Annotated in this window: 22 protein-coding genes; 16 read left to right on the top strand and 6 right to left on the bottom strand. The window is 54.6% G+C overall.

Annotation, left to right across the window (positions count from 1 at the left end):
- Positions 1-15 precede the first annotated feature (15 nt).
- The gene (gene sufB / locus GHH_RS15115; protein WP_015375743.1) at positions 16-1,413 is read left to right on the top strand and encodes a Fe-S cluster assembly protein SufB; all 1,398 of its coding nucleotides are present in this window, start codon (positions 16-18) and stop codon (positions 1,411-1,413) included.
- Between the two features lie 257 nt (positions 1,414-1,670).
- Here the strand turns inward: sufB and GHH_RS15110 are convergent, their stop codons facing one another.
- Positions 1,671-2,303: a LysE family translocator gene (locus GHH_RS15110; RefSeq protein WP_015375742.1), complete on the bottom strand. Its 633-nt coding sequence runs from the start codon at positions 2,301-2,303 to the stop codon at positions 1,671-1,673.
- 185 nt (positions 2,304-2,488) lie between these two features.
- Between GHH_RS15110 and GHH_RS15105 the strand changes: the two genes are divergently transcribed.
- The 10 genes from GHH_RS15105 to GHH_RS15060 all read left to right on the top strand — a co-directional run bounded on the left by GHH_RS15105 (position 2,489) and on the right by GHH_RS15060 (position 12,057).
- Positions 2,489-3,337, top strand: coding sequence for a DUF72 domain-containing protein (locus GHH_RS15105; protein ID WP_041470751.1), 849 nt, complete (start codon positions 2,489-2,491; stop codon positions 3,335-3,337).
- An 18-nt stretch (positions 3,338-3,355) separates the two neighbouring features.
- Entirely contained in the window at positions 3,356-4,243 is an 888-nt protein-coding gene (locus tag GHH_RS15100) for a sulfite exporter TauE/SafE family protein (protein WP_015375740.1), read from the top strand.
- A 20-nt stretch (positions 4,244-4,263) separates the two neighbouring features.
- Complete coding sequence (locus GHH_RS15095; protein ID WP_015375739.1) at positions 4,264-5,646, top strand: bifunctional UDP-sugar hydrolase/5'-nucleotidase; 1,383 nt, start codon at positions 4,264-4,266, stop codon at positions 5,644-5,646.
- A 61-nt stretch (positions 5,647-5,707) separates the two neighbouring features.
- Positions 5,708-6,010, top strand: coding sequence for a YunC family protein (locus GHH_RS15090; RefSeq protein ID WP_011232452.1), 303 nt, complete (start codon positions 5,708-5,710; stop codon positions 6,008-6,010).
- Positions 6,011-6,062: 52 nt separating this feature from the next.
- Complete coding sequence (gene yunB / locus GHH_RS15085; RefSeq protein ID WP_015375738.1) at positions 6,063-6,809, top strand: sporulation protein YunB; 747 nt, start codon at positions 6,063-6,065, stop codon at positions 6,807-6,809.
- A 612-nt stretch (positions 6,810-7,421) separates the two neighbouring features.
- Complete coding sequence (locus GHH_RS15080; RefSeq protein WP_015375737.1) at positions 7,422-8,618, top strand: ABC transporter substrate-binding protein; 1,197 nt, start codon at positions 7,422-7,424, stop codon at positions 8,616-8,618.
- Positions 8,619-8,723: 105 nt separating this feature from the next.
- Positions 8,724-9,602 (top strand): branched-chain amino acid ABC transporter permease, encoded by an 879-nt coding sequence (locus tag GHH_RS15075; RefSeq protein ID WP_015375736.1) that lies wholly within the window; start codon positions 8,724-8,726, stop codon positions 9,600-9,602.
- 16 nt (positions 9,603-9,618) lie between these two features.
- Positions 9,619-10,593 (top strand): branched-chain amino acid ABC transporter permease, encoded by a 975-nt coding sequence (locus tag GHH_RS15070; protein WP_015375735.1) that lies wholly within the window; start codon positions 9,619-9,621, stop codon positions 10,591-10,593.
- Positions 10,568-11,347: an ABC transporter ATP-binding protein gene (locus GHH_RS15065; protein WP_015375734.1), complete on the top strand. Its 780-nt coding sequence runs from the start codon at positions 10,568-10,570 to the stop codon at positions 11,345-11,347. Before GHH_RS15070 ends, GHH_RS15065 begins: the two co-directional genes overlap by 26 nt.
- Positions 11,348-11,349: 2 nt before the next feature.
- Positions 11,350-12,057, top strand: a complete 708-nt coding sequence (locus GHH_RS15060; RefSeq protein ID WP_015375733.1) for an ABC transporter ATP-binding protein — start codon at positions 11,350-11,352, stop codon at positions 12,055-12,057.
- Positions 12,058-12,387: 330 nt separating this feature from the next.
- Here the strand turns inward: GHH_RS15060 and GHH_RS15055 are convergent, their stop codons facing one another.
- Positions 12,388-13,377: a M23 family metallopeptidase gene (locus tag GHH_RS15055; RefSeq protein WP_015375732.1), complete on the bottom strand. Its 990-nt coding sequence runs from the start codon at positions 13,375-13,377 to the stop codon at positions 12,388-12,390.
- Positions 13,378-13,543: 166 nt separating this feature from the next.
- Here GHH_RS15055 and lipA point away from each other — a divergent pair, with 166 nt between their 5' ends.
- Positions 13,544-14,440, top strand: coding sequence for a lipoyl synthase (gene lipA, locus GHH_RS15050; RefSeq protein WP_015375731.1), 897 nt, complete (start codon positions 13,544-13,546; stop codon positions 14,438-14,440).
- A 118-nt stretch (positions 14,441-14,558) separates the two neighbouring features.
- Here lipA and GHH_RS15045 read toward each other — a convergent pair whose 3' ends face one another.
- On the bottom strand, positions 14,559-15,245 hold the full coding sequence (locus tag GHH_RS15045) for a YhcN/YlaJ family sporulation lipoprotein (RefSeq protein WP_015375730.1): 687 nt from the start codon (positions 15,243-15,245) through the stop codon (positions 14,559-14,561).
- Positions 15,246-15,357: 112 nt separating this feature from the next.
- On the opposite strand from GHH_RS15045, the gene GHH_RS15040 reads away from it, so the two are divergent.
- Positions 15,358-15,633, top strand: a complete 276-nt coding sequence (locus GHH_RS15040) for a YutD family protein (RefSeq protein ID WP_013144326.1) — start codon at positions 15,358-15,360, stop codon at positions 15,631-15,633.
- Positions 15,634-15,671: 38 nt separating this feature from the next.
- Here GHH_RS15040 and GHH_RS15035 read toward each other — a convergent pair whose 3' ends face one another.
- Positions 15,672-15,956: a hypothetical protein gene (locus tag GHH_RS15035; RefSeq protein ID WP_013144327.1), complete on the bottom strand. Its 285-nt coding sequence runs from the start codon at positions 15,954-15,956 to the stop codon at positions 15,672-15,674.
- 58 nt (positions 15,957-16,014) lie between these two features.
- Positions 16,015-16,287 (bottom strand): DUF3055 domain-containing protein, encoded by a 273-nt coding sequence (locus GHH_RS15030; RefSeq protein ID WP_011232440.1) that lies wholly within the window; start codon positions 16,285-16,287, stop codon positions 16,015-16,017.
- 98 nt (positions 16,288-16,385) lie between these two features.
- On the opposite strand from GHH_RS15030, the gene GHH_RS15025 reads away from it, so the two are divergent.
- The gene (locus GHH_RS15025; RefSeq protein ID WP_011232439.1) at positions 16,386-16,823 is read left to right on the top strand and encodes a DUF86 domain-containing protein; all 438 of its coding nucleotides are present in this window, start codon (positions 16,386-16,388) and stop codon (positions 16,821-16,823) included.
- A gap of 24 nt (positions 16,824-16,847) precedes the next feature.
- On the top strand, positions 16,848-17,618 hold the full coding sequence (locus GHH_RS15020; RefSeq protein WP_011232438.1) for a TIGR01457 family HAD-type hydrolase: 771 nt from the start codon (positions 16,848-16,850) through the stop codon (positions 17,616-17,618).
- Between the two features lie 83 nt (positions 17,619-17,701).
- Here the strand turns inward: GHH_RS15020 and GHH_RS15015 are convergent, their stop codons facing one another.
- Positions 17,702-18,199, bottom strand: a complete 498-nt coding sequence (locus GHH_RS15015; protein WP_011232437.1) for a phosphatidylglycerophosphatase A — start codon at positions 18,197-18,199, stop codon at positions 17,702-17,704.
- Positions 18,200-18,494: 295 nt separating this feature from the next.
- Between GHH_RS15015 and yutH the strand changes: the two genes are divergently transcribed.
- Positions 18,495-19,496, top strand: coding sequence for a spore coat putative kinase YutH (gene yutH, locus GHH_RS15010; protein ID WP_014196663.1), 1,002 nt, complete (start codon positions 18,495-18,497; stop codon positions 19,494-19,496).
- Positions 19,497-19,552: the final 56 nt, after the last annotated feature.

Here is a 19,552-nt window from a genome sequence, read left to right as displayed (position 1 = left end):
GGAAGGTGAACCGAGATGGCGAAAAAAGCACCGGAAATCGGTGAATACAAGTACGGCTTCGTCGACAAGGACGTCTCCGTCTTCCGCGCCCAGCGCGGCTTGACGCGTGAAGTCGTCGAAGAAATTTCGCGGATGAAAAACGAACCGCAATGGATGCTCGAGTTCCGCTTAAAAGCGCTCGACATCTTCTACAGCAAACCGATGCCGCAATGGGGCGGCGACTTGTCAAGCCTCGATTTCGATGAAATTACGTACTACGTCAAACCGACGGAAAAATCGGGCCGCTCGTGGGATGAAGTGCCGGCGGAGATCAAAGCGACGTTCGATAAATTAGGGATTCCAGAGGCGGAACAAAAATATTTGGCCGGCGTCTCGGCGCAATACGAATCGGAAGTCGTCTACCACAACATGAAAGAAGACCTCGAAAAACTCGGTGTCATCTTTAAAGACACCGACTCGGCGCTGAAGGAAAACGAAGACTTGTTCCGCGAGTATTTCGCCAAAGTCGTGCCGCCGACGGACAACAAATTTGCCGCGCTCAACTCGGCCGTCTGGTCGGGCGGTTCGTTCATCTACGTCCCGAAAGGCGTCAAAGTCGATACGCCGCTTCAGGCGTACTTCCGCATCAACTCGGAAAACATGGGGCAGTTTGAACGGACGCTCATCATCGTCGACGAAGGGGCGCACGTCCATTACGTCGAAGGCTGCACGGCGCCGATTTACACGACGAACTCGCTCCATAGCGCGGTTGTTGAGATCATCGTCAAAAAAGGCGCGTACTGCCGCTACACGACGATCCAAAACTGGGCGAACAACGTCTTCAACTTGGTGACGAAGCGCGCCGTCTGCGAAGAAAACGCGACGATGGAATGGATTGACGGCAACATCGGCTCGAAGCTGACGATGAAATACCCGGCCGTCATCTTAAAAGGCGAAGGGGCGCGCGGCTTGACGCTCTCCATCGCCATCGCCGGCAAAGGGCAGCACCAAGACGCCGGGGCGAAAATGATCCATTTGGCGCCAAACACGTCATCGACGATCGTCTCGAAGTCGATCTCCAAGCAAGGCGGAAAAGTCACGTACCGCGGCATGGTCCATTTCGGCCGCAAAGCGTCCGGCTCGCGCTCGAACATCGAATGCGATACGCTCATTCTCGACAACCAGTCGACATCGGACACGATTCCGTACAACGAAATTTTAAACGACAACATCTCGCTTGAGCACGAAGCGAAAGTGTCGAAAGTGTCGGAAGAGCAGCTGTTCTACTTGATGAGCCGCGGCATTTCCGAGCAGGAAGCGACGGAAATGATCGTCATGGGCTTCATTGAGCCGTTTACAAGAGAGCTGCCGATGGAATACGCGGTCGAGATGAACCGCTTGATCAAGTTCGAGATGGAAGGAAGCATTGGGTAAGCTTGATGAAGCAAGGGTGGAGCGTTCGCTTGGGGGTGCTTCCCCCACAAAACGCCCACATGATCGACGCAGGGCAAAACAAGGGAGCGGCCGGCGCTTATTCTCTCCGGTGGTCTCTGGAAGCGTCAAGGCCGCCCTGCAGGCCATTTCCTCCCTCATGGGAGCATGTTTTTAGGGGAGCGCTCTTTTTTGGGCGCTCCCCTGTCATTGATTTCAAATGCCAGGCGGATCTGTTCAGCCGCGCTCAGTCTTCCTGTTTAGCGCTGCACTTTTTCAAGCGCCAATTTGATGCCGAACCCGATCATCACCGCGCCCGTGATGCCTTCGATCCATTTCTTCGTTTTCGGCCGCTTCATGAAGTCGCTGATATAATGGATGAAGGAAATGTAAAACAAAAACCATATCGCGGTCATCGCCGTATAAGCCGCCCCCATTAGGAGAAACGGAGCGAAGGAGTGCGCGCCGGGCGCCACGAACTGCGGCAAAAACGTTAAGAAAAAAGCCGCCACCTTCGGGTTCAAAAAATCGGTGAGAAACCCTTGCCGGAAGCAGGCGGGCTGTTTTTCTCCGCTATTGACATCCGTTTCCACACCTAGGGCTTCGCCTTTTTTTATGACTCCATATAATGCCTTGACCCCTAAATACGTTAAGTACACAGCCCCCACATACTTCAGGATCGAAAACAGCAGGGCAGATTGCATGATGACGGCGGAAAGCCCGAGCGACGCCGCGGCGGTGTGGAGAAACAAGGCGCAGCAAACCCCTAGTGCGGTTTTCAAGCCGCCGATCTTCCCGGCGGAAATCGTGTTTTTGGTCACCACCGCCGTGTCGGGGCCGGGCAGCACAATCAAAAATATCGATAAGAGAAGAAACGGGTACAGATGAATCATCGGAAGCCCCCCATTATCAGAATGTTCCGATGGTTACCATTGTATCGCAACGGTTCCTCGGTTGTAAATCTGGACGTTCTGAACCGCCGCTGCTCTTTGATGGGACGGCGGTCATTTTTATTTCCTGGAGGTGGCACATATGATATAGTGAAGATAGCTGGAAATCGAACGAATTGGTGATTGATATGATTTACATCGGACTGACCGGCTGGGGGGATCATGACAGCTTGTACCCGCCAGGTCTTGCGGCAAAAGACAAGCTGCTGGAATACGCGGCTCATTTTCCGACAGTCGAGGTCGATTCGTACTTTTACGCTATTCAGCCGCGTTCGAACGTGGAAAAGTGGATTCGCGAGACGCCACCGTCGTTTCAGTTTATTGTGAAGGCGTACCAAGGGATGACTGGGCATGAGCGCGGCCCGATTCCGTATGAAAGCAAGGAAGCGATGTTTGCCGCGTTTTTGGACTCGATCGCGCCGTTTCAGGAAGCGGGGAAGCTGGCGATGGTGCTGTTTCAGTTTCCGCCGTGGTTTGACTGTCGGCGCGAGCATGTGGAGTACTTGCGCTGGGTGAAAGCGCGGATGGGGGAGGTGCCGGCGGCGCTCGAATTTCGGCACCAATCATGGTTTTCGCCGCGCTTTTATGAAAAAACGCTTCGCTTTATGGAAGAGGAAGGGTGGATTCACGCGATTTGCGACGAGCCGCAGGCGGGGGAAGGGTCGGTGCCGACCGTTTTGCATCCGACCGACCGGGAAAAGACGCTCATCCGCCTGCACGGACGGAATGTCCACGGCTGGAACAAGGCGACGGCCGGCGAGAACTGGCGGGCGGTCCGCTACTTGTATCGATACAACGAGCGCGAGCTGCGCGAGTGGGCGCGCCATATCGAGGCATTAAAGCAAAAAACGAAACAAATTTACGTGCTGTTTAACAACAACTCCGGCGGCGATGCCGCTGACAACGCCAAACAATTGATCGATTTGCTTGGCATTGAGTACACGGGCCTGGCGCCGCGGCAGCTTGGTTTGTTTTGAAGCGGGGGGAGAGACAAAATGGCGTATATGTTGCTTTTTTTGATCGGCTTTATCGCGGGGACGGTGGGCAGCTTGGCCGGCCTTGGCGGCGGGGTGATCATCGTGCCGGCGCTTCTGTTTTTCGGCGCGCTCGGCTGGCTGTCGGCGGTGACGCCGCAGGTCGCGGTCGGCACGTCGCTTGTCGTCATTATTTTCAATGGCTTATCGTCCACATTGTCGTATATGAAAGACAAAATGGTCGACTATCAAAGCGGCTTGCTCTTTTGTCTTGGCAGCGTTCCCGGGGCGGTCATCGGCGCTTGGGTGAACAATACGCTGAGCGCCGCTCATTTTTCATTGTATTTTGGGCTGTTTTTAATCGCCATGTCGCTCTTTTTGTCGCTCAGTCAAAAGAAAACGAAGCGTTCGGCTGACGAGACGGCGGCGGCGAAAGAAAACGGGGTCGAACGAACGGCGGCGGAGCAGGCGCGGCCGGCGCCGTGGTGGAAACGGCGTGTTGTGCGAACGTACACGGACCGAAACGGTGAGGTGTTCACATACGGCTATCAGCCGCTCATGGCGGTCGCCATCGCGTTTGTCGTCGGCTTTTTCGGCGGGCTGTTTGGCATTGGCGGCGGCTCGCTCATGGTGCCGGCGATGATCGTGCTGTTTCGCTTTCCGCCCCATGTGGCGGTCGCCACGTCGATGTTGATGATTTTTTTGTCCTCGCTCGTCGGCTCTCTCACCCATGTCGCGATGGGAAACGTGCAATGGTCGTTTGCCCTGGCCCTCATTCCTGGGGTGTGGATCGGGGCGAAAACCGGAGCGTGGATCAATAAGCGGATGCCAAGCCGGACGCTTGTCGTCGTGCTGCGGCTAGTGCTTGTGCTGCTCGGGGCCCGGCTTGTATGGGGAAGTTTGGCGTAATGGAAGGAGGGGCGCGCGTTTTGAAGCAAACTATTTATATTTACCATACGAACGACGTGCACAGCCATTTTGAACATTGGCCGCAAATCGCCCGCTTTTTGTCAGAACGGAGAAGGGAGCATCGCGCGCGCAACGAGGCGATGCTTTTGTTTGATGTCGGCGATTTTCTCGATCGCGTGCACCCGATTACCGAGGCGACGCGGGGGAAGGCGAATGTGGACTTGTTGAACGATCTTGGCTATGATGCGGTGACGATCGGCAACAACGAAGGGATCACCCTTGATCATGATGAACTGGATACGTTGTACGAACAGGCTCGGTTTCCGGTCGTGGTCGCCAATTTGTTTCGCCGCGATGGCGTGCGGCCGCATTGGGCGTTGCCGTATGTCGTCATCCCGGCGACGGAGACGTTTCGCATTGGGGTGGTTGGCGCCACCGCTCCGTTTTCTCACTTTTACGAGCTGCTCGGCTGGAAGATCGTTCCGCCGTTTGACATGTTGGCAGCGGCGGTGGAGGAAGTGAGGCAAAAGGCCGATTGCGTCGTTGTGCTGTCCCATCTTGGGGTGAATGAGGATGAAAAAATTGCTGCGACGATCCCAGGCGTGGACATTATTTTAGGCGCTCACACCCACCATGTGTTTCTAGAAGGAAAAACATTGAATCAAACACTGCTTTGCGCGGCGGGGAAATACGGAAAATATGTTGGGGTGGTCAAGCTGGAGATTGACCAAAACCGGCTGTCCAGGGCATCCGCGACGGTCGTGGATGTCGAACCATTGCCCCGCTCCGAGGCGGTCGAGCGCCATCTTGTTTGTCTTGAGCAGGAAAGTTTGGCGCGGCTTGAAGCGGAACAAGTCGCCGTGCTCCATGATGACTTGCCGCTTGACTGGTTCGCCCCGTCGCCGCTCGCGAATTTGCTTGCTTCCGCTTTGCGTGAGTGGTGCCAAGCGGACATCGGCATGGTCAACGCCGGCGTGCTGCTTGCGCCGCTTGCGAGAGGACCGGTGACGAAAAAAGATTTGCATCGCATTTGCCCGCATCCGCTCAACCCGTGCAAGGTGAAGCTGCGCGGCGCGGAGCTCAAAGAGATTATCCTTGAGGCCAACACGGAACGGATGAAGCATTGGCAGTTTAAAGGGTTTGGCTTCCGCGGCGAAGTGATGGGGGAAATGGTGTACGACGGCGTGGACATCGAGGCCGGGCTCGAGGAGGACGGCCAATGGCATATCCGCCGCATTATGATCAACGGCGAGCCGCTCAATCCCGAGCGCACGTATGAGGTGGCGACGACCGATATGTTTGCGATCGGCCACTTTTATCCGCAAATTCAGCGGGCGGCGGAAAAAACGTATTACATGCCGGAGTTTTTGCGCGATCTTCTCGCTTGGAAATTGGCCCAATAGGCAGGCACTTCTTTTTCCATGCTTCATACATTGGAGTATGGAAAGGAGAGTGACTGCGGCGATGGTCGAAGTGAAGCCGATCATCATTGACGGGCATCCGTTTATTGCTGTGTCCGTCCAGCTGCCGAAAACGAATTTGTTGGCGGTGGCGGGTGAAAAAGGGTACATTATGTGCGGGGCGCTCGATGTGGCGCTGTTGAATGAGAAATTGCGCGACCGCGGCATTATCGCCGGGCGGGCGGTCGGGGTGCGCACGATTGAACAGCTGCTTGAGGCGCCGCTGGAATCGGTGACAGTCGCCGCTTTGGAGCTCGGCATTGAAGAGGGAATGAAAGGAAGAGAGGCGCTGTTGAAAATGCGGTGAAAAAATCCCTCCTTGCAAGCATACATATAGCTTGTAAAGGAGGGATTTCATTTTGTTGCGCCCCCGATTCGTGCGGAAGGGGCCGCTCCCGTTCCGCTATGTGTTTTTATTGACGTTCGTTTTTTTTATGTTCTCGACGGCGGCAAGCCTTTGGATTGTCAATAAAGGCATTAAGCCGGTGCTCATGGAGATTGCGGAAACGGAAACGAAGCGGATTGCCAACTTGGTGATCAATAACGCCATTGAGCAGCAGTTTCAAAAAGACAACCCTGAATTTCGGCAGCTGGTCACGGTTCAAAAGGACGAAAGCGGCAAAATTGTGTCGGTCGATTTTGACACCGCGGTGATCAATCGCATCTTATCGGAGACGGATGATCATGTGATGGAAAGCTTAAAGGCGGCGACAGAAGGACGGCTTGAACGGATGGTCCTTCCCGAAGTCGAGTCCGGAACTGGAAACAGCCGCGGCATCATTTATTACATTCCGCTTGGAAAAATCACGGATAATGCCCTCTTGGCCAACCTCGGCCCGCGCATTCCGGTGCAGTTTCAGATCGTTGGCAATGTCGACTCGGAAGTGACGAAAGAAATTCGAGCCTATGATATTAACAGTTTTTTTATTGAAATTGATATTCATGTATCGGTCGACATCCAAGTCGTCATTCCTTTTGCCTCGAAAATTTCCAATGTGACAACAGATATTCCAGTTGTGATGCGCTTTATTCCGGGAGAAGTGCCGCAGTTTTACAACAAAAACGGCGGCCCGCTCGGCCCGTCCATCCAGCTTCCGAATCGGTAGTGGGAAAGGCTGTCAATGCGCGCCTCTAAAAGGCCGGCGACTGTCATCTTCCTAAATCGATCGTTCTCGTTCGACTTTCGAAGGATCGAACAACCGCCTGCTTCACAGACCCATATATGGGTCTTTAAGCGGCGTTGTTCGGTCACCCGACAGTCGACCAAATACTCGGTAAAAGCTGCAAATGGTAAAGCTTCAAATTGCATCTATATAGTTCCGTTAGGTTGACGGATGCCCGCGTCAGCCGTTGGGAATGGTTTTGACAGAAACATGGAAACGTTATGCAAAAAAAGTGTTCTTCCCGGCGAAGGGGCTTTGGCTGTTTCTCTGGCGTTTGTCAAGAGGAAACAGCTTTTTTTGTTTTTCAAATAGAAAACAACTAGACGAGTTGGTTCGAATTTTGTAATATTATATTAAATTGAAAATAGTTTTATTATTTACATAGCAGTTTGAAAGGGGGAATGAACGGCCGGCATCGGAAGGCATGCATCAGTTTGCGGCGCCATCCGGCGCGGCGGACGAGCGCACAAGGCAGACGGGCTCTGTCGATATAGTATGCAGAGAAAGGTGTGCGCTCTGGTGACAGAACATTTTGAACAATGGGGGGAACAAGAAATGAAGAAAAAAAGAGCAGCAGGTGTCTTTTTCTCATTGATGCTGACGGCAGGTCTTTTGGCCGGTTGCGGCGGCAACCAGCAAGGCGGCAGTTCTTCAGGCGGAAACGGCGGCGGAGGCGGGGGCGGCGATGTGATTAAAATCGGCGCCAACCTTGAGCTCTCCGGCGGGGTCGCTTCGTATGGACAGTCGATCGCCGAAGGAGTAGAGCTGGCGTTTGAGGAAATCAACAAAGAAGGAATCAACGGCAAAAAGTTGGAGCTTGTCAAAGTAGACAACAAATCGGAAGCGGCCGAAGCGACAAACGGCGCCATCAAGCTGATCAGTCAAGATAAAGTCGCTGCCATTATCGGGTCGGCGACGAGCACGAACACGCTCGCTCAAGTGCAAATTGCCAATGACAATAAAGTTCCGATTATTACACCGTCTGGGACGAGCGAAACGGTGACCGTCAAAGATGGCAAAGTGAACGAGTTCGTCTTCCGGACGTGCTTTATCGACCCGTTCCAGGGAACGGTGGCGGCCAAATTTGCGTTAAACGAATTAAAAGTAAAAAAAGCGGCCGTTTTGATCGACAGCGCGAGCGATTATTCGAAAGGGCTGGCGGCTTCATTTAAAGACACATTTACAGCTGGCGGCGGCCAAATCGTCTCTGAAGAAGCGTATGTTGCGAAAGACACTGATTTCCGTGCGACGCTGACGCGCATTAAATCCAAAAATCCGGAATTCATTTTCCTGCCGGGCTATTATGAAGAAGTCGGCCTCATCGTCAAGCAGGCGCGCGAGCTTGGCTTGAACGTGCCGATCATGGGCGGCGACGGCTGGGATTCGCCGAAGCTGGTCGAGATCGCGGGCAAAGACGCGTTGAACAACACGTACATTACGAACCATTATTCGTCGGGCGACCCGGATCCGAAAATTCAAGAGTTTGTGAAAGCCTTTAAAGCGAAATACAATAAAGCGCCGGATGCGTTCAACGCGCTTGGCTATGATACAGCCTACTTCCTGGCCGATGCCATTAAGCGGGCCGGCAGCGCCGATCCGGTGAAAATTAAAGACGCGCTGGCGCAAACGAAAGATTTGCAGCTTGTCACTGGAACATTTACGGTCGATCAAAACCACAATCCTGTCAAATCGGCTATTATTTTGGAATACAAAGACGGGCAGCAGCAATTCAAAACGAAAGTGAATCCGTAATGAAAGGCTGGATGGATGCATGGACGGGGGAGGCCCCTAAGGGGCGCCCTCCCATCCGGCATTTCTTTTGGTCAACGACGAGTTTTCGTTAAGGAGCGTGCGATCATGGAACTCATTCAACAGCTGGTCAACGGCATTTCGCTAGGCAGCATTTATGCGCTCATCGCGCTTGGCTATACGATGGTGTACGGCATCGTCCGCCTCATTAACTTCGCCCATGGCGACGTCTTTATGATTGGTTCATTCGTCGGTTTTTACGCTGTGACGATGCTTCACGTCGGCTTTGTTCCGGCGCTGTTGCTGGCGATGGCCTCTTGCGCCGTGCTTGGGATGATCATCGAGCGGATTGCCTACAAGCCGCTGCGCAATGCGGCACGCATCGCGGTGCTTATTACGGCGATCGGCGTATCGCTCTTGATTGAGTACGTCACGATTTATTTGCGCGGGGCTCAGCCGGAAGCGTATCCGAGCACATTGCTTCCGGATCGGAACTTGGAGCTGTTTGGGATTGTCATCAGCAGCCAGTCGCTGTTCATCCTCGGCACGTCCCTCGTTTTGATGGTCCTTCTTCAGTTCATTGTTCACCGGACAAAAATCGGGAAAGCGATGCGCGCCGTCTCTCATGATGCGGAAGCGGCCCGGTTGATGGGGATTAATGTCGACAATACGATTTCGGCCACGTTCGCCATCGGTTCGGCGCTTGCGGGGGCGGCAGGCGTTATTTTCGGCATTTATTATACAAAAATCGAGCCATTGATGGGCATTCTTCCCGGATTAAAAGCGTTTGTCGCCGCCGTGTTGGGCGGAATCGGCATCATTCCGGGAGCGATGGTCGGGGGGCTTTTGCTTGGCGTCATCGAATCGCTCGTCAGCGGGCTTGGGTATTCGCTTTGGCGCGACGGAGCGGCGTTTGTCATTTTAATTCTCATCCTCATTTTCCGGCCGGCCGGATTGTTTGGCAAGAACGTACGAGAAAAAGTGTAAAGGATGGTAGGGAACAATGGCAACTTGGAAGCGGACTCGTGGATTTTGGGTTTCCGTCATACTGGCCTTCGCCTTTTTCGCTGTTGTCGAGTGGCTGATTGCAAGCGGGACGCTCAATGTGTTTTACGTCAACACGCTCTTTTTCATGGCGATCAACGTCATGCTGGCTGCGAGCCTTCACTTGATCATCGGCATCACCGGACAGTTTTCGATTGGACATGCCGGCTTTTTCGCCGTTGGCGCCTATGCCTCCGCGATTATGACGATGAAGCTGCAGCTGCCGTTTGCGGTCGGCGTCTTGACCGCTGGGGTGGCGGCGGCGCTCGCCGGCCTCATCATCGGCGTGCCGAGCCTGCGTTTAAAAGGCGATTACTTGGCGATCGCCACGCTCGGCTTTGGCGAAATTGTCCGCATTGCGCTCTTGAACATCGATTACGTCGGCGGGGCGAGCGGCATGACGGTGACGCATATGACGACATGGCCATGGGTGTTCGCCTGCTTGTTTGCCACCATTTTGGTGATCGCCAACTTCACGAACTCGACGCACGGGCGGGCGTGCATCTCGATCCGCGAAGATGAAATCGCCGCCGATGCCATGGGGATCAACACGACGTATTACAAAGTGGCGGCGTTTGCGATCGGTTCGTTTTTCGCCGGCATCGCCGGAGCGCTGTACGCGCATCACTTTTACATCATTCAGCCGTCGAACTTTGGCTTCCTGAAATCGTTCGACATCTTGATTTTCGTCGTGCTCGGCGGGCTCGGCAGCCTATCCGGCGCGGTGGTGGCGGCGGTGCTGCTGACGATCGTTTCGACGTTCTTGCAAAACTATCCGGAAACGCGGATGATCATTTACAGCATCGTCTTGATTTTGGTGATGCTGTACCGTCCAACCGGGCTGATGGGGACGAAAGAACTATCTTCGCTCTTCAAATGGCGGAAGGCAGCGCAGGGAGGAATGAATCATGGCGGCAAAAACACCGTTGCTTAAGGCAGAAAACGTCGGCATCCAGTTTGGCGGGCTGAAGGCGCTCTCCGGTGTGACGATGGAGCTGCATCAAGGGGAGCTTGTCGGGCTCATCGGCCCGAACGGCGCGGGGAAAACGACGCTGTTTAACTTATTGACGGGCGTGTATGTGCCGACTGACGGGCGGATTATGCTTGACGGCGAGACGTTGAACGGACTGCCGCCGTATAAAATTACGCGCAAAGGGATCAGCCGGACGTTTCAAAACATTCGCCTGTTCGGCGAGCTGTCGGTGCTCGACAACGTGAAAGTCGCCTACCATGCGCACGCCCGCCATTCGATCGCGAGCTCCATTCTCCGCCTCCCGTCCCATTTCCGCGGTGAAAAGGAAATGGAAGAAAAGGCGATCGAGTTTTTGAAAATTTTTCAGCTTGACGGCGTCATGCACGAGAAGGCGAAAAACTTGCCGTACGGCCAGCAGCGCCGGCTTGAGATCGCTCGGGCGCTGGCGGCGCAGCCAAAAGTGCTTTTGCTTGACGAGCCGGCCGCCGGCATGAACCCGCAAGAAACGAAAGAATTGATGAAGTTGATTGCGTTCATTCGCGAACGGTTTGCGTTGACGATTTTGTTGATTGAGCATGACATGTCGCTTGTGATGGGCATATGCGAGCGCATTTACGTGTTGGATCACGGCCAGCTGATCGCCGAAGGCACGCCGGAACAAGTGCGCAGCAACCCGAAAGTGATCGAGGCTTACCTTGGCGAGGAGGTGTCGTGACCATGTTGAAAGTGGATGGAATCGATGTGTTTTACGGCAACATTCATGCCTTAAAAGGCGTATCGCTTGAGGTGAACAAAGGCGAGATCGTCACGCTGATCGGCGCAAACGGCGCCGGCAAAACGACGCTTCTGAAAACCATTTCCGGGCTGCTTAGGCCGAAAAACGGCGACATCGTGTATGAGGGAGCCTCGATCGCCGGCAAGGCGGCGCAGACGATCGTCAAGCAAGGCATTTCCCACGTGCCGGAAGGGCGGCGCGTGTTCGCCAATATGACGGTCGAGGAAAACTTGGAGCTCGGCGCGTTTTTGCGCAAAGACAAAGACGGCATTCAACAAGACTTTGCCAAAGTCTTTCAGCTGTTCCCGCGCCTTGAGGAGCGGCGCAAGCAGCTGGCCGGCACGCTTTCGGGCGGCGAGCAGCAAATGCTCGCCATCGGCCGCGCGCTCATGGCGCGCCCGAAGCTGCTCTTGCTTGACGAACCGTCGATGGGGCTCGCGCCGCTTTTGGTCAAAACGATTTTCCGCATCATTCAGGAAATCAACGAGTCGGGGACGACGATTTTGCTTGTCGAACAAAACGCCCATATGGCGCTCTCCATCGCCCATCGCGCCTATGTCCTTGAATCGGGGCGCGTCGTCTTGTCGGGAACGGCGAGCGAGCTGCAGGCGAGCGAGCAGGTGAAGCAGGCGTATTTGGGTGGGCGTTGAGAAGCGATAGGCGGAAGAACGTCAGCGGAAAGCGGTTTAGGACGGTTGTGCTGCCGTGGAAAAAAAGAGGCTGACCCAAAAGGCCGTTTGTCTTTAAGATAGGCACAACATAAAGAAGCGGTCAGCACGCATATATGGAGACGGAAGAGGGCGTCCCCATCCTTTTGGGACACCCTATTTTTCTTGACCGTTTCGGCCGGCGAACGCCGGCTGGGATGGACGGACGGGAAACATCGGCGTCCGGGACGTCTCTGCTCTTGAAAAAACATGCCGCTTATTTGGGCGGCTGGCGTTGGCGGAGAGACCCCCGTCGCGCCAGCCCCCGCGCGGCTAGCGGCGCCGTTGTTGCCGCTCGGCCCGCTCCCATGCTTTTAGGTGCGGGTACGGGTCAAACGCCCATTCGGTATAGCCGTTGTCTTTGTACATGCCGTAGTGAAGATGGGGCGGAAATTTCCCCGCCGTGCCGGGCGGACCGTAGCCAGAGCTGCCGACTGAACCGATGATCGTCCCCGGCTCGACGATTTGCCCCTCGCGAAGATCGGCGGCGAAGCCGTTCAAATGGGCAAAGTAATGGTACGTGTTGTTGATGTCGCGGATGCCGATGCGCCAGCCGCCGTATTTGTTCCACCCTTTCAGCTCGACGATGCCATAGCACGTCGAGCGCACCGGAACGCCGTAGCCGGCGAAAATGTCGGTTCCTTCATGAATGCGCCGCCCGCCCCAGCCGCGCGCATCCCCCCATGTATCGCGGTAGCTGTAATTGGCCCCTAGCGGAAGCGGAAACACGTGGTTGTCCAATTTCAACGTCTGATACTTTTTATAAATTCTCGCCTTTCCTAAAATCAAGTCGACGGTTTTGGCGCGTTGGTAATAGTTCCAAAGCGCGATTTTGATATGGCGGTGATCGATGCCGTACGTCTGCAAATAGCGGGCCATGGCCATGATCACATCGTCATCGTCATCCGCCCGCGCATAGCCGTCGCCGTCTCCGTCCACGCCGAGGCCTCCAAACTGGGAGATGGTGAACAGGTCTGTATCATGCGGGTTTTTGTTCAGCGGCCCGGCCCATATTTCCGGCTTCATATAAATGCCGAGAACGCCGGTCGGTTTGGGCAAGTCGCGGCGCACTTGCCGGACGTTTCGCTCATACTGGTCAATGGCCGCAAAGTAATACCACGGGATCAAGGAAACGGCCTCGGCCTTTTTGTACAGCTCCATTCGCTTTTCATACACCGCTTCTTCCTGTTCCGCCGCCGAAGCCGCGCCGGCGGCGATCCACAGCATCGCTGCCGCCGATATGGCGGCAAGCCATCGATGCACGCGTATTCCCCCTTTCCGCCCGTTTCATATGTTTAGTTTGGGGAGAAACGGGAATTTCATAAATGTTAAAAGGAGGAAAATCGTCTGATGGACGATTTTTTTGTGTTTTCCTGCGCTTTTCATTATAATGAGAAATGAACAATCATCGACAAGTGGAGTGAGAACGATGGCGACGAAAGAAGAACACGTCCGCAAGCCGGACTGGTTGAAAATCAAGTTGAACACGAACGAGAATTATATCGGTTTAAAGAAGCTGATGCGGGAAAACCGTTTACATACCGTTTGCGAGGAAGCGAAGTGCCCAAACATTCACGAATGCTGGGCCGTACGGCGGACGGCGACGTTTATGATTTTAGGCAGCGTCTGCACGCGCGCCTGCCGCTTTTGCGCCGTCAAAACCGGGCTGCCGACCGAGCTCGATTGGCAGGAGCCGGAACGCGTCGCGGAATCGGTGCGCATCATGAACTTGAAACACGTCGTCGTCACCGCCGTCGCCCGCGATGACCTAAAAGACGGCGGGGCGGCGGTATTCGCCGAAACAGTGCGCGCCATCCGCCGGAAAAACCCGTTTACGACGATCGAGGTGCTGCCGTCGGATATGGGCGGGGTGTATGAAAACTTGAAAATTTTGATGGATGCCCGCCCTGACATTTTAAACCATAACATCGAAACGGTGCGCCGCTTGACTCCAAGGGTGCGCGCCCGCGCGACGTACGAACGTTCGCTTGAGTTTTTGCGGCGCGCGAAAGAATTGCAGCCGGACATTCCGACGAAATCGAGCATCATGGTCGGCCTTGGGGAAACGAAAGAGGAAATCATGGAAGCGATGGATGACTTGCGCGCCAACCATGTCGACATTTTGACGATCGGCCAGTATTTGCAGCCGACGAAAAAACATTTGAAGGTCGTAAAATATTACCATCCGGATGAGTTTCAAGAGCTGAAAGAAATCGCGTTGAGCAAAGGGTTCAGCCATTGTGAAGCGGGGCCGCTCGTCCGCTCGTCGTACCATGCCGATGAGCAGGTGAGCGAGGCGGCGAAAGCGCGGCAGTTGAAAGCGTAACATCCAACGAACGGCGCGAAAGCAAGCGTTGTTTCAGCGGCTGAAAGCATCATCCCGGCCGGATGAACGCGAAGAAACGGTCATGCCTTTCATCAAGAAGGCAGACCGTTTCTTTTCCCTAGCGCCCCGCTTTCGTCGCCCGCGGCGTGCCGTCGCGGAAATCGCGGTCTAATTCATCGTTTGTTTCGTTGATCATTTCGCCGTTTTCATTTTCCCCGTCGCTCAGTTTTTTCCCTTGCGGATATTTCAACATCCGCTGAATCGTCGCATCGAGAATTTGGTCGATGTTGCGCGTGTTCGAATCAAGGCGCCCGAAGCGCTCAATGTCCTTCATCAGCTGCGGATTGTCGGCGACATACACATGGTAGTAGCGTGGAACGACGGAAAGCGCTGTTTTTTTCACTTGATCGGCCGTTTGCTGCCGATTGTTCGTGTCCGCGTCATACACGACGAGCACTTCCTCATCCGTGACGAGCGTGGCGACGTCTTTGACGCCCGGTAGCTGGGTGCACAATTTGCTGATTAAATCAGCCGCTTTCTCGCGGTTGAAGGACGGCATGTCGTTATAGCCGTTTGCATCGCCGAGGATCGGGCTTTTTTGATGGCGGACGTAGCCGAAGTTGTTCATCGGCGTGTCATCGCCGTTGGGCACCCCGTTTTCATTGTACAGCTCGTTGCGGTCGGTGACATTGATCGTGTTGCCGCTCCGCTTGTAAATATCGGTGTTTTCGTCCTCGGCCGTCTGTGCGCAGCCGGCTAGGGCGACGGCCGCTCCGAACATAACGGCCAACCATGGTTGTCTCATCGTCAGCACCCCCTTCGCTTTTAGGGTGGCACACGGATGATGGTTTGATGACAGTAATTGATTGGGGGCGATGCATCGTTTATGATGGAAGTGGAAAGGCGAGGTGAGAACAGTGATTTGCATTAACAATCATTGTTACGAACTGGTGGAAAATGTGAAAAACGCCTTTAATGAAGAAGCCTTTCGCGCCCGATATGCGGACATTTTGGCGAAGTATGACTACATTGTCGGGGATTGGGGATACAACCAGCTCCGGTTGCGCGGGTTTTTTGACGACCATAACCAAAAAGCGACGTACGATACGAAAATCAGCACGTTGTCCGAATATTTGTATGAATATTGCAACTTCGGCTGCGCGTATTTTGTGCTGCGCAAGGTGAAACGGTAAGCACGGCAGCCGCCCGCTTGCCGCGAGCGGCTGCCTCGTCATTCGCCTTCGTTGTACGGAAACTGTTCGCTTTGATGCGGATCGTCGTGCGGCGGGTGGGCGGCTGGGTCGCGCCTTGGAATGTTTTGGTGGAACGATTTAAACTCGTAGTTGAAGGCGCTGTAATGCCGCTGGCCTTCCTTCCAAGGCGTGCTTTTGTTTTCGACCGGCGCGTCGTCGCGGCGCGGCGAGCCGTACGGCCCTTCTGGGAACTCTTCAGCGGTCAAGAAATTGCGCTGTTTCTCGACGACGGAAAAATCGGCGTATGTTTCCCGTTCCGCCATTCGTCTCACCTTCCTTCGTTCGTGGGCTGTTTCATAAGATGCCCGAAACCGAGGAAGGTTATGAGAGATACTCCTCCAAAAAGGCGCGCAAATCGTTGGCATCTTGTTCATGAAGCTGGTAAGCGTGCTCGATATAGCCTGGCTCCTCCAAATCGTCGCGCCCGAGAATGGCAAAGCGGTTGCTTTGCAAGTCGAGCACGAGCCACTTTCCGTAAAAACGATCCGTTTCGATGAGCGCCAAATCAAACCGCTGCCGCTCGCCGACAAAGCTGACGAAGCGGACGGCCGCTTCGACGGTGTCGTCGTATAAATAAAACCGTTCACCCATCATTTGAGCCCCTCCTGTTTTTTCGTCTATGTCCATCATAGCAGACAGGCGGCGAAAACGGGAGACAGCAAATCGCACAAAGGAACGAGGAGGGATGACGGATGTATTTTGTCGATCGCAAAAAACTGGAAGAAACGCTCAGCTACATGGAACAAATGCTGGACCGTTACAAGGCCGAGGAGCGATGGGACGAGCCGCTTCGGCAATTGGCGCTCGAACGGATCGCTCATATCGTCATCGAGGCGGTGTTGGACGTCGGCAATGCCATGATCGACGGGTTTATTATGCGCGACCCGGGCAGCTATAACGACATCATCGACATTTTGGCTGACGAACAGGTGATCTCGCCGGCGGATGCTGACCGATTGAAAGCGTTCATTGCCCATCGGAAAATGCTTGTGCACGAATATGCGCGCGTCGATCACGCGAAATTGCTCGCCGATCTGAACGAACATTTGCCGGCGCTGGAGGCGTATCCGAAGGCGGTGCGCGCTTACCTTGAAAACGAGCTCGGCCCGGTGTCGGCGTTTCGCAATTGATGGCGGGAAAGGAGAGCAAATGCATTGAAACGATACAACGGCTACCTCATTGATTTGGACGGGACGATGTACCGCGGCACCGAATGCATCGCTGAGGCGCGTACGTTTGTCAACGAGCTGCACCGCCGTGGCATTCCGTATTTGTTTGTCACGAACAATTCGTCGCGCACACCGGCGCAAGTGGCGGAAAAATTGCGTTCGTTCGGCGTGCCGGCCGAGGAGAAGCATGTGTTTACGACAAGCCAGGCGACGGCGAATTACATTTTTGAAAAAAAACCGGATGCTTCCGTGTATGTGATCGGTGAAGAAGGGCTCCAAACCGCCTTGGCGGACAAAGGATTCCGTTTGGCCGGCGAAGATGCGGATGTCGTCGTCATCGGGATTGACCGGCAAATTACATACGAAAAGTTCGCTGTCGCTTGTCTCGCTGTCCGAAATGGAGCGATGTTCATCTCAACCAACGGCGACATCGCCTTGCCGACGGAGCGGGGGCTGCTTCCGGGCAACGGGGCGCTGACGTCGGTCGTCGCTGTATCGACGCAGGTGAAGCCGACATTTATCGGCAAGCCGGAAAAAATCATTATGGAGCAGGCGCTCAAAGTGCTTGGCGTCCCGAAGGAGGACGTGCTGATGATCGGCGACTATTATGAAACCGACATTTTAGCCGGCATGAACGCTGGCATTGATACGCTTTTAGTCCATACGGGCGTTACGACAAAAGAAATGCTCGCCCGCTACGAACGGATGCCGACGTATACGGCTGATTCACTTTTGGAATGGCTTGACCGCTTGTAAACAACGCCGCTTTGCCAAAAAAGGCAAGGCGGCGTTTCATGTTGCTCGGCGCGGATGGAGGGCGCGCATGGGCGGAGCCGGCGTTACTCCGCATTGGCGGCCCGATGCGCCAGGCGGCTTGACGCCGCTGCGGCGATGGCGCCGACAATGTCGTCCAAAAACGTGTTGCATTTGCCGGTCGATTTATCATTTAAATATTGCAAAATGCCCGGTTTTTGCTTATCGATATATCCGTAGTTCGTAAACCCGATCGATCCGTACACATTGACGATTGACAGCGCCAAAATTTCGTCGACGCCATACAGCCCTTCATCGCGGCGGATGATCGACTGCAGCGGTTCATCGAGCCGACCGTCTTCGGCGAGTTTATCCAATTGGATGCCGGTTAGAATCGCATTTTGCACTTCGCGTTTCGAAATGACGCGGTTGACGTTTTCGATGCACTCCTCCATCGTTAAATCGGGATGATATTTTGATTGCAAGTAATAAACGAGCTCCGCAATTTTTTCCACGGTCACCCCCCGTTCCTCAAGCCAGCGCCGAGCCGTTTGTTCCAGATTGTTCATAATGAATTCGCTCATGAACTTCACCTGTTTCTTTTAGAAAGTCGTTTTCTATATATATGTATCATGTCATAAATAAGTCCGTCATATAAAGAAAAATGCTCATCGGCTTTTTTGGCGCCCGCTGTCATATATAAAAAGTAGCCCTCTTTTTCCGCGGCCATGCGCTGGCTGATCAGCATAGGCGCGTGAATGGGGCCGTTTCATGCTGGAGCGGAGGCGGAATCGGCTCATCGATGGGGCGGCGATGAGATGAAGGTGTGGAACGAGCGGAATGACTGGTTTCGGCAAAAAGGAAAAAGGAGGCGCGGCGATGGAAGAATGGGTGCGTGAACAGTATGGCATGCGCGTCGAGAGGTTGGAGCGAAGCGGACGGCATGCGGCCTTTTGGCATCGGCAGGAGCGTTTTTTGCTCGTTCCCGCCGATGGGCAAAGCGAAGCGGAAATGGAAGAGCGCCAGCGAATGAGCCGCTATTTGCGGGCAAAAGGAGTGGACGGCGTCGGAGAACTGGTCAAAACGACGTCCGGAACGTATATCGCTTCCTATAATGGACAGCCGTTGGCGCTCGTTCGCGCTCCGCTTCCGGCGGCTCGCTTTCGTTCGCTCGGAAGGGAATTGGCGGTGATGCATGAATGCGGGAGAACATGTCCATGGCCGATCGTCGCCTGCCGGCGCATCGGCCAATGGCGGGAGCTGTGGGCGAAGCGGATCGATCAAATGGAGGCGTTTTGGTCGAGCAAGCTCGCTTCCGGGCCGTCGTCGCTGTTTGATCGTCTGTTTATCGAATCGTTCCCGTATTATTTAGGCTTGGCGGAAAACGCGGTGCAATACGTGGCGGACACGGAGATTGACGAAGAACCAGGGCGCATCGATTACGCGGCATTTTGCCATGAGCGTCTCCCCGAGGCGAAGTGGGTTGGGGGGATCGAAGCGAAGCTGCCGACCGACTGGGTGTATGACCATTGCGCCCGCGATTTGGCGGAATGGGTGCGCCATTTGTACGAAAAGAGCGGACTTGGCTGTCAGCGGGCGGTGCGGCAGTTTTTTCAAGAGTATGAACATGCGGCGCCGCTGTCGCCGTTTGCTTGGAGACTCGTTTACGCCAGGTTGTTGTTTCCGCTTTCCTATTTTGAATGTGTCGAGGCATATTATATCGCTGTGGATGAGAGCGAACGGACAAGGCGGGAGGGGGAGTTGCGGCGCTTGCTCGATCGATCGCATGAATATGAACGATTTTTGGCCGCGTTTGCCAAGATCGCCGGCATCTCGAACCGCATCCGCCTGCCGGCGGTCGAGTGGCTGCCGCCGGCGTAACGCAGGGAAGACAGCTTCCCGCTTTTTTTTGGCCTAAACGAAAAAACGACCGCTTC

It is taken from the genome of Geobacillus sp. GHH01 (assembly GCF_000336445.1).
Lineage (GTDB): Bacteria > Bacillota > Bacilli > Bacillales > Anoxybacillaceae > Geobacillus > Geobacillus zalihae.
The sequence above is the reverse complement of the archived record's forward strand: the minus strand, read 5'-3'. Positions and strand labels throughout refer to the sequence as shown.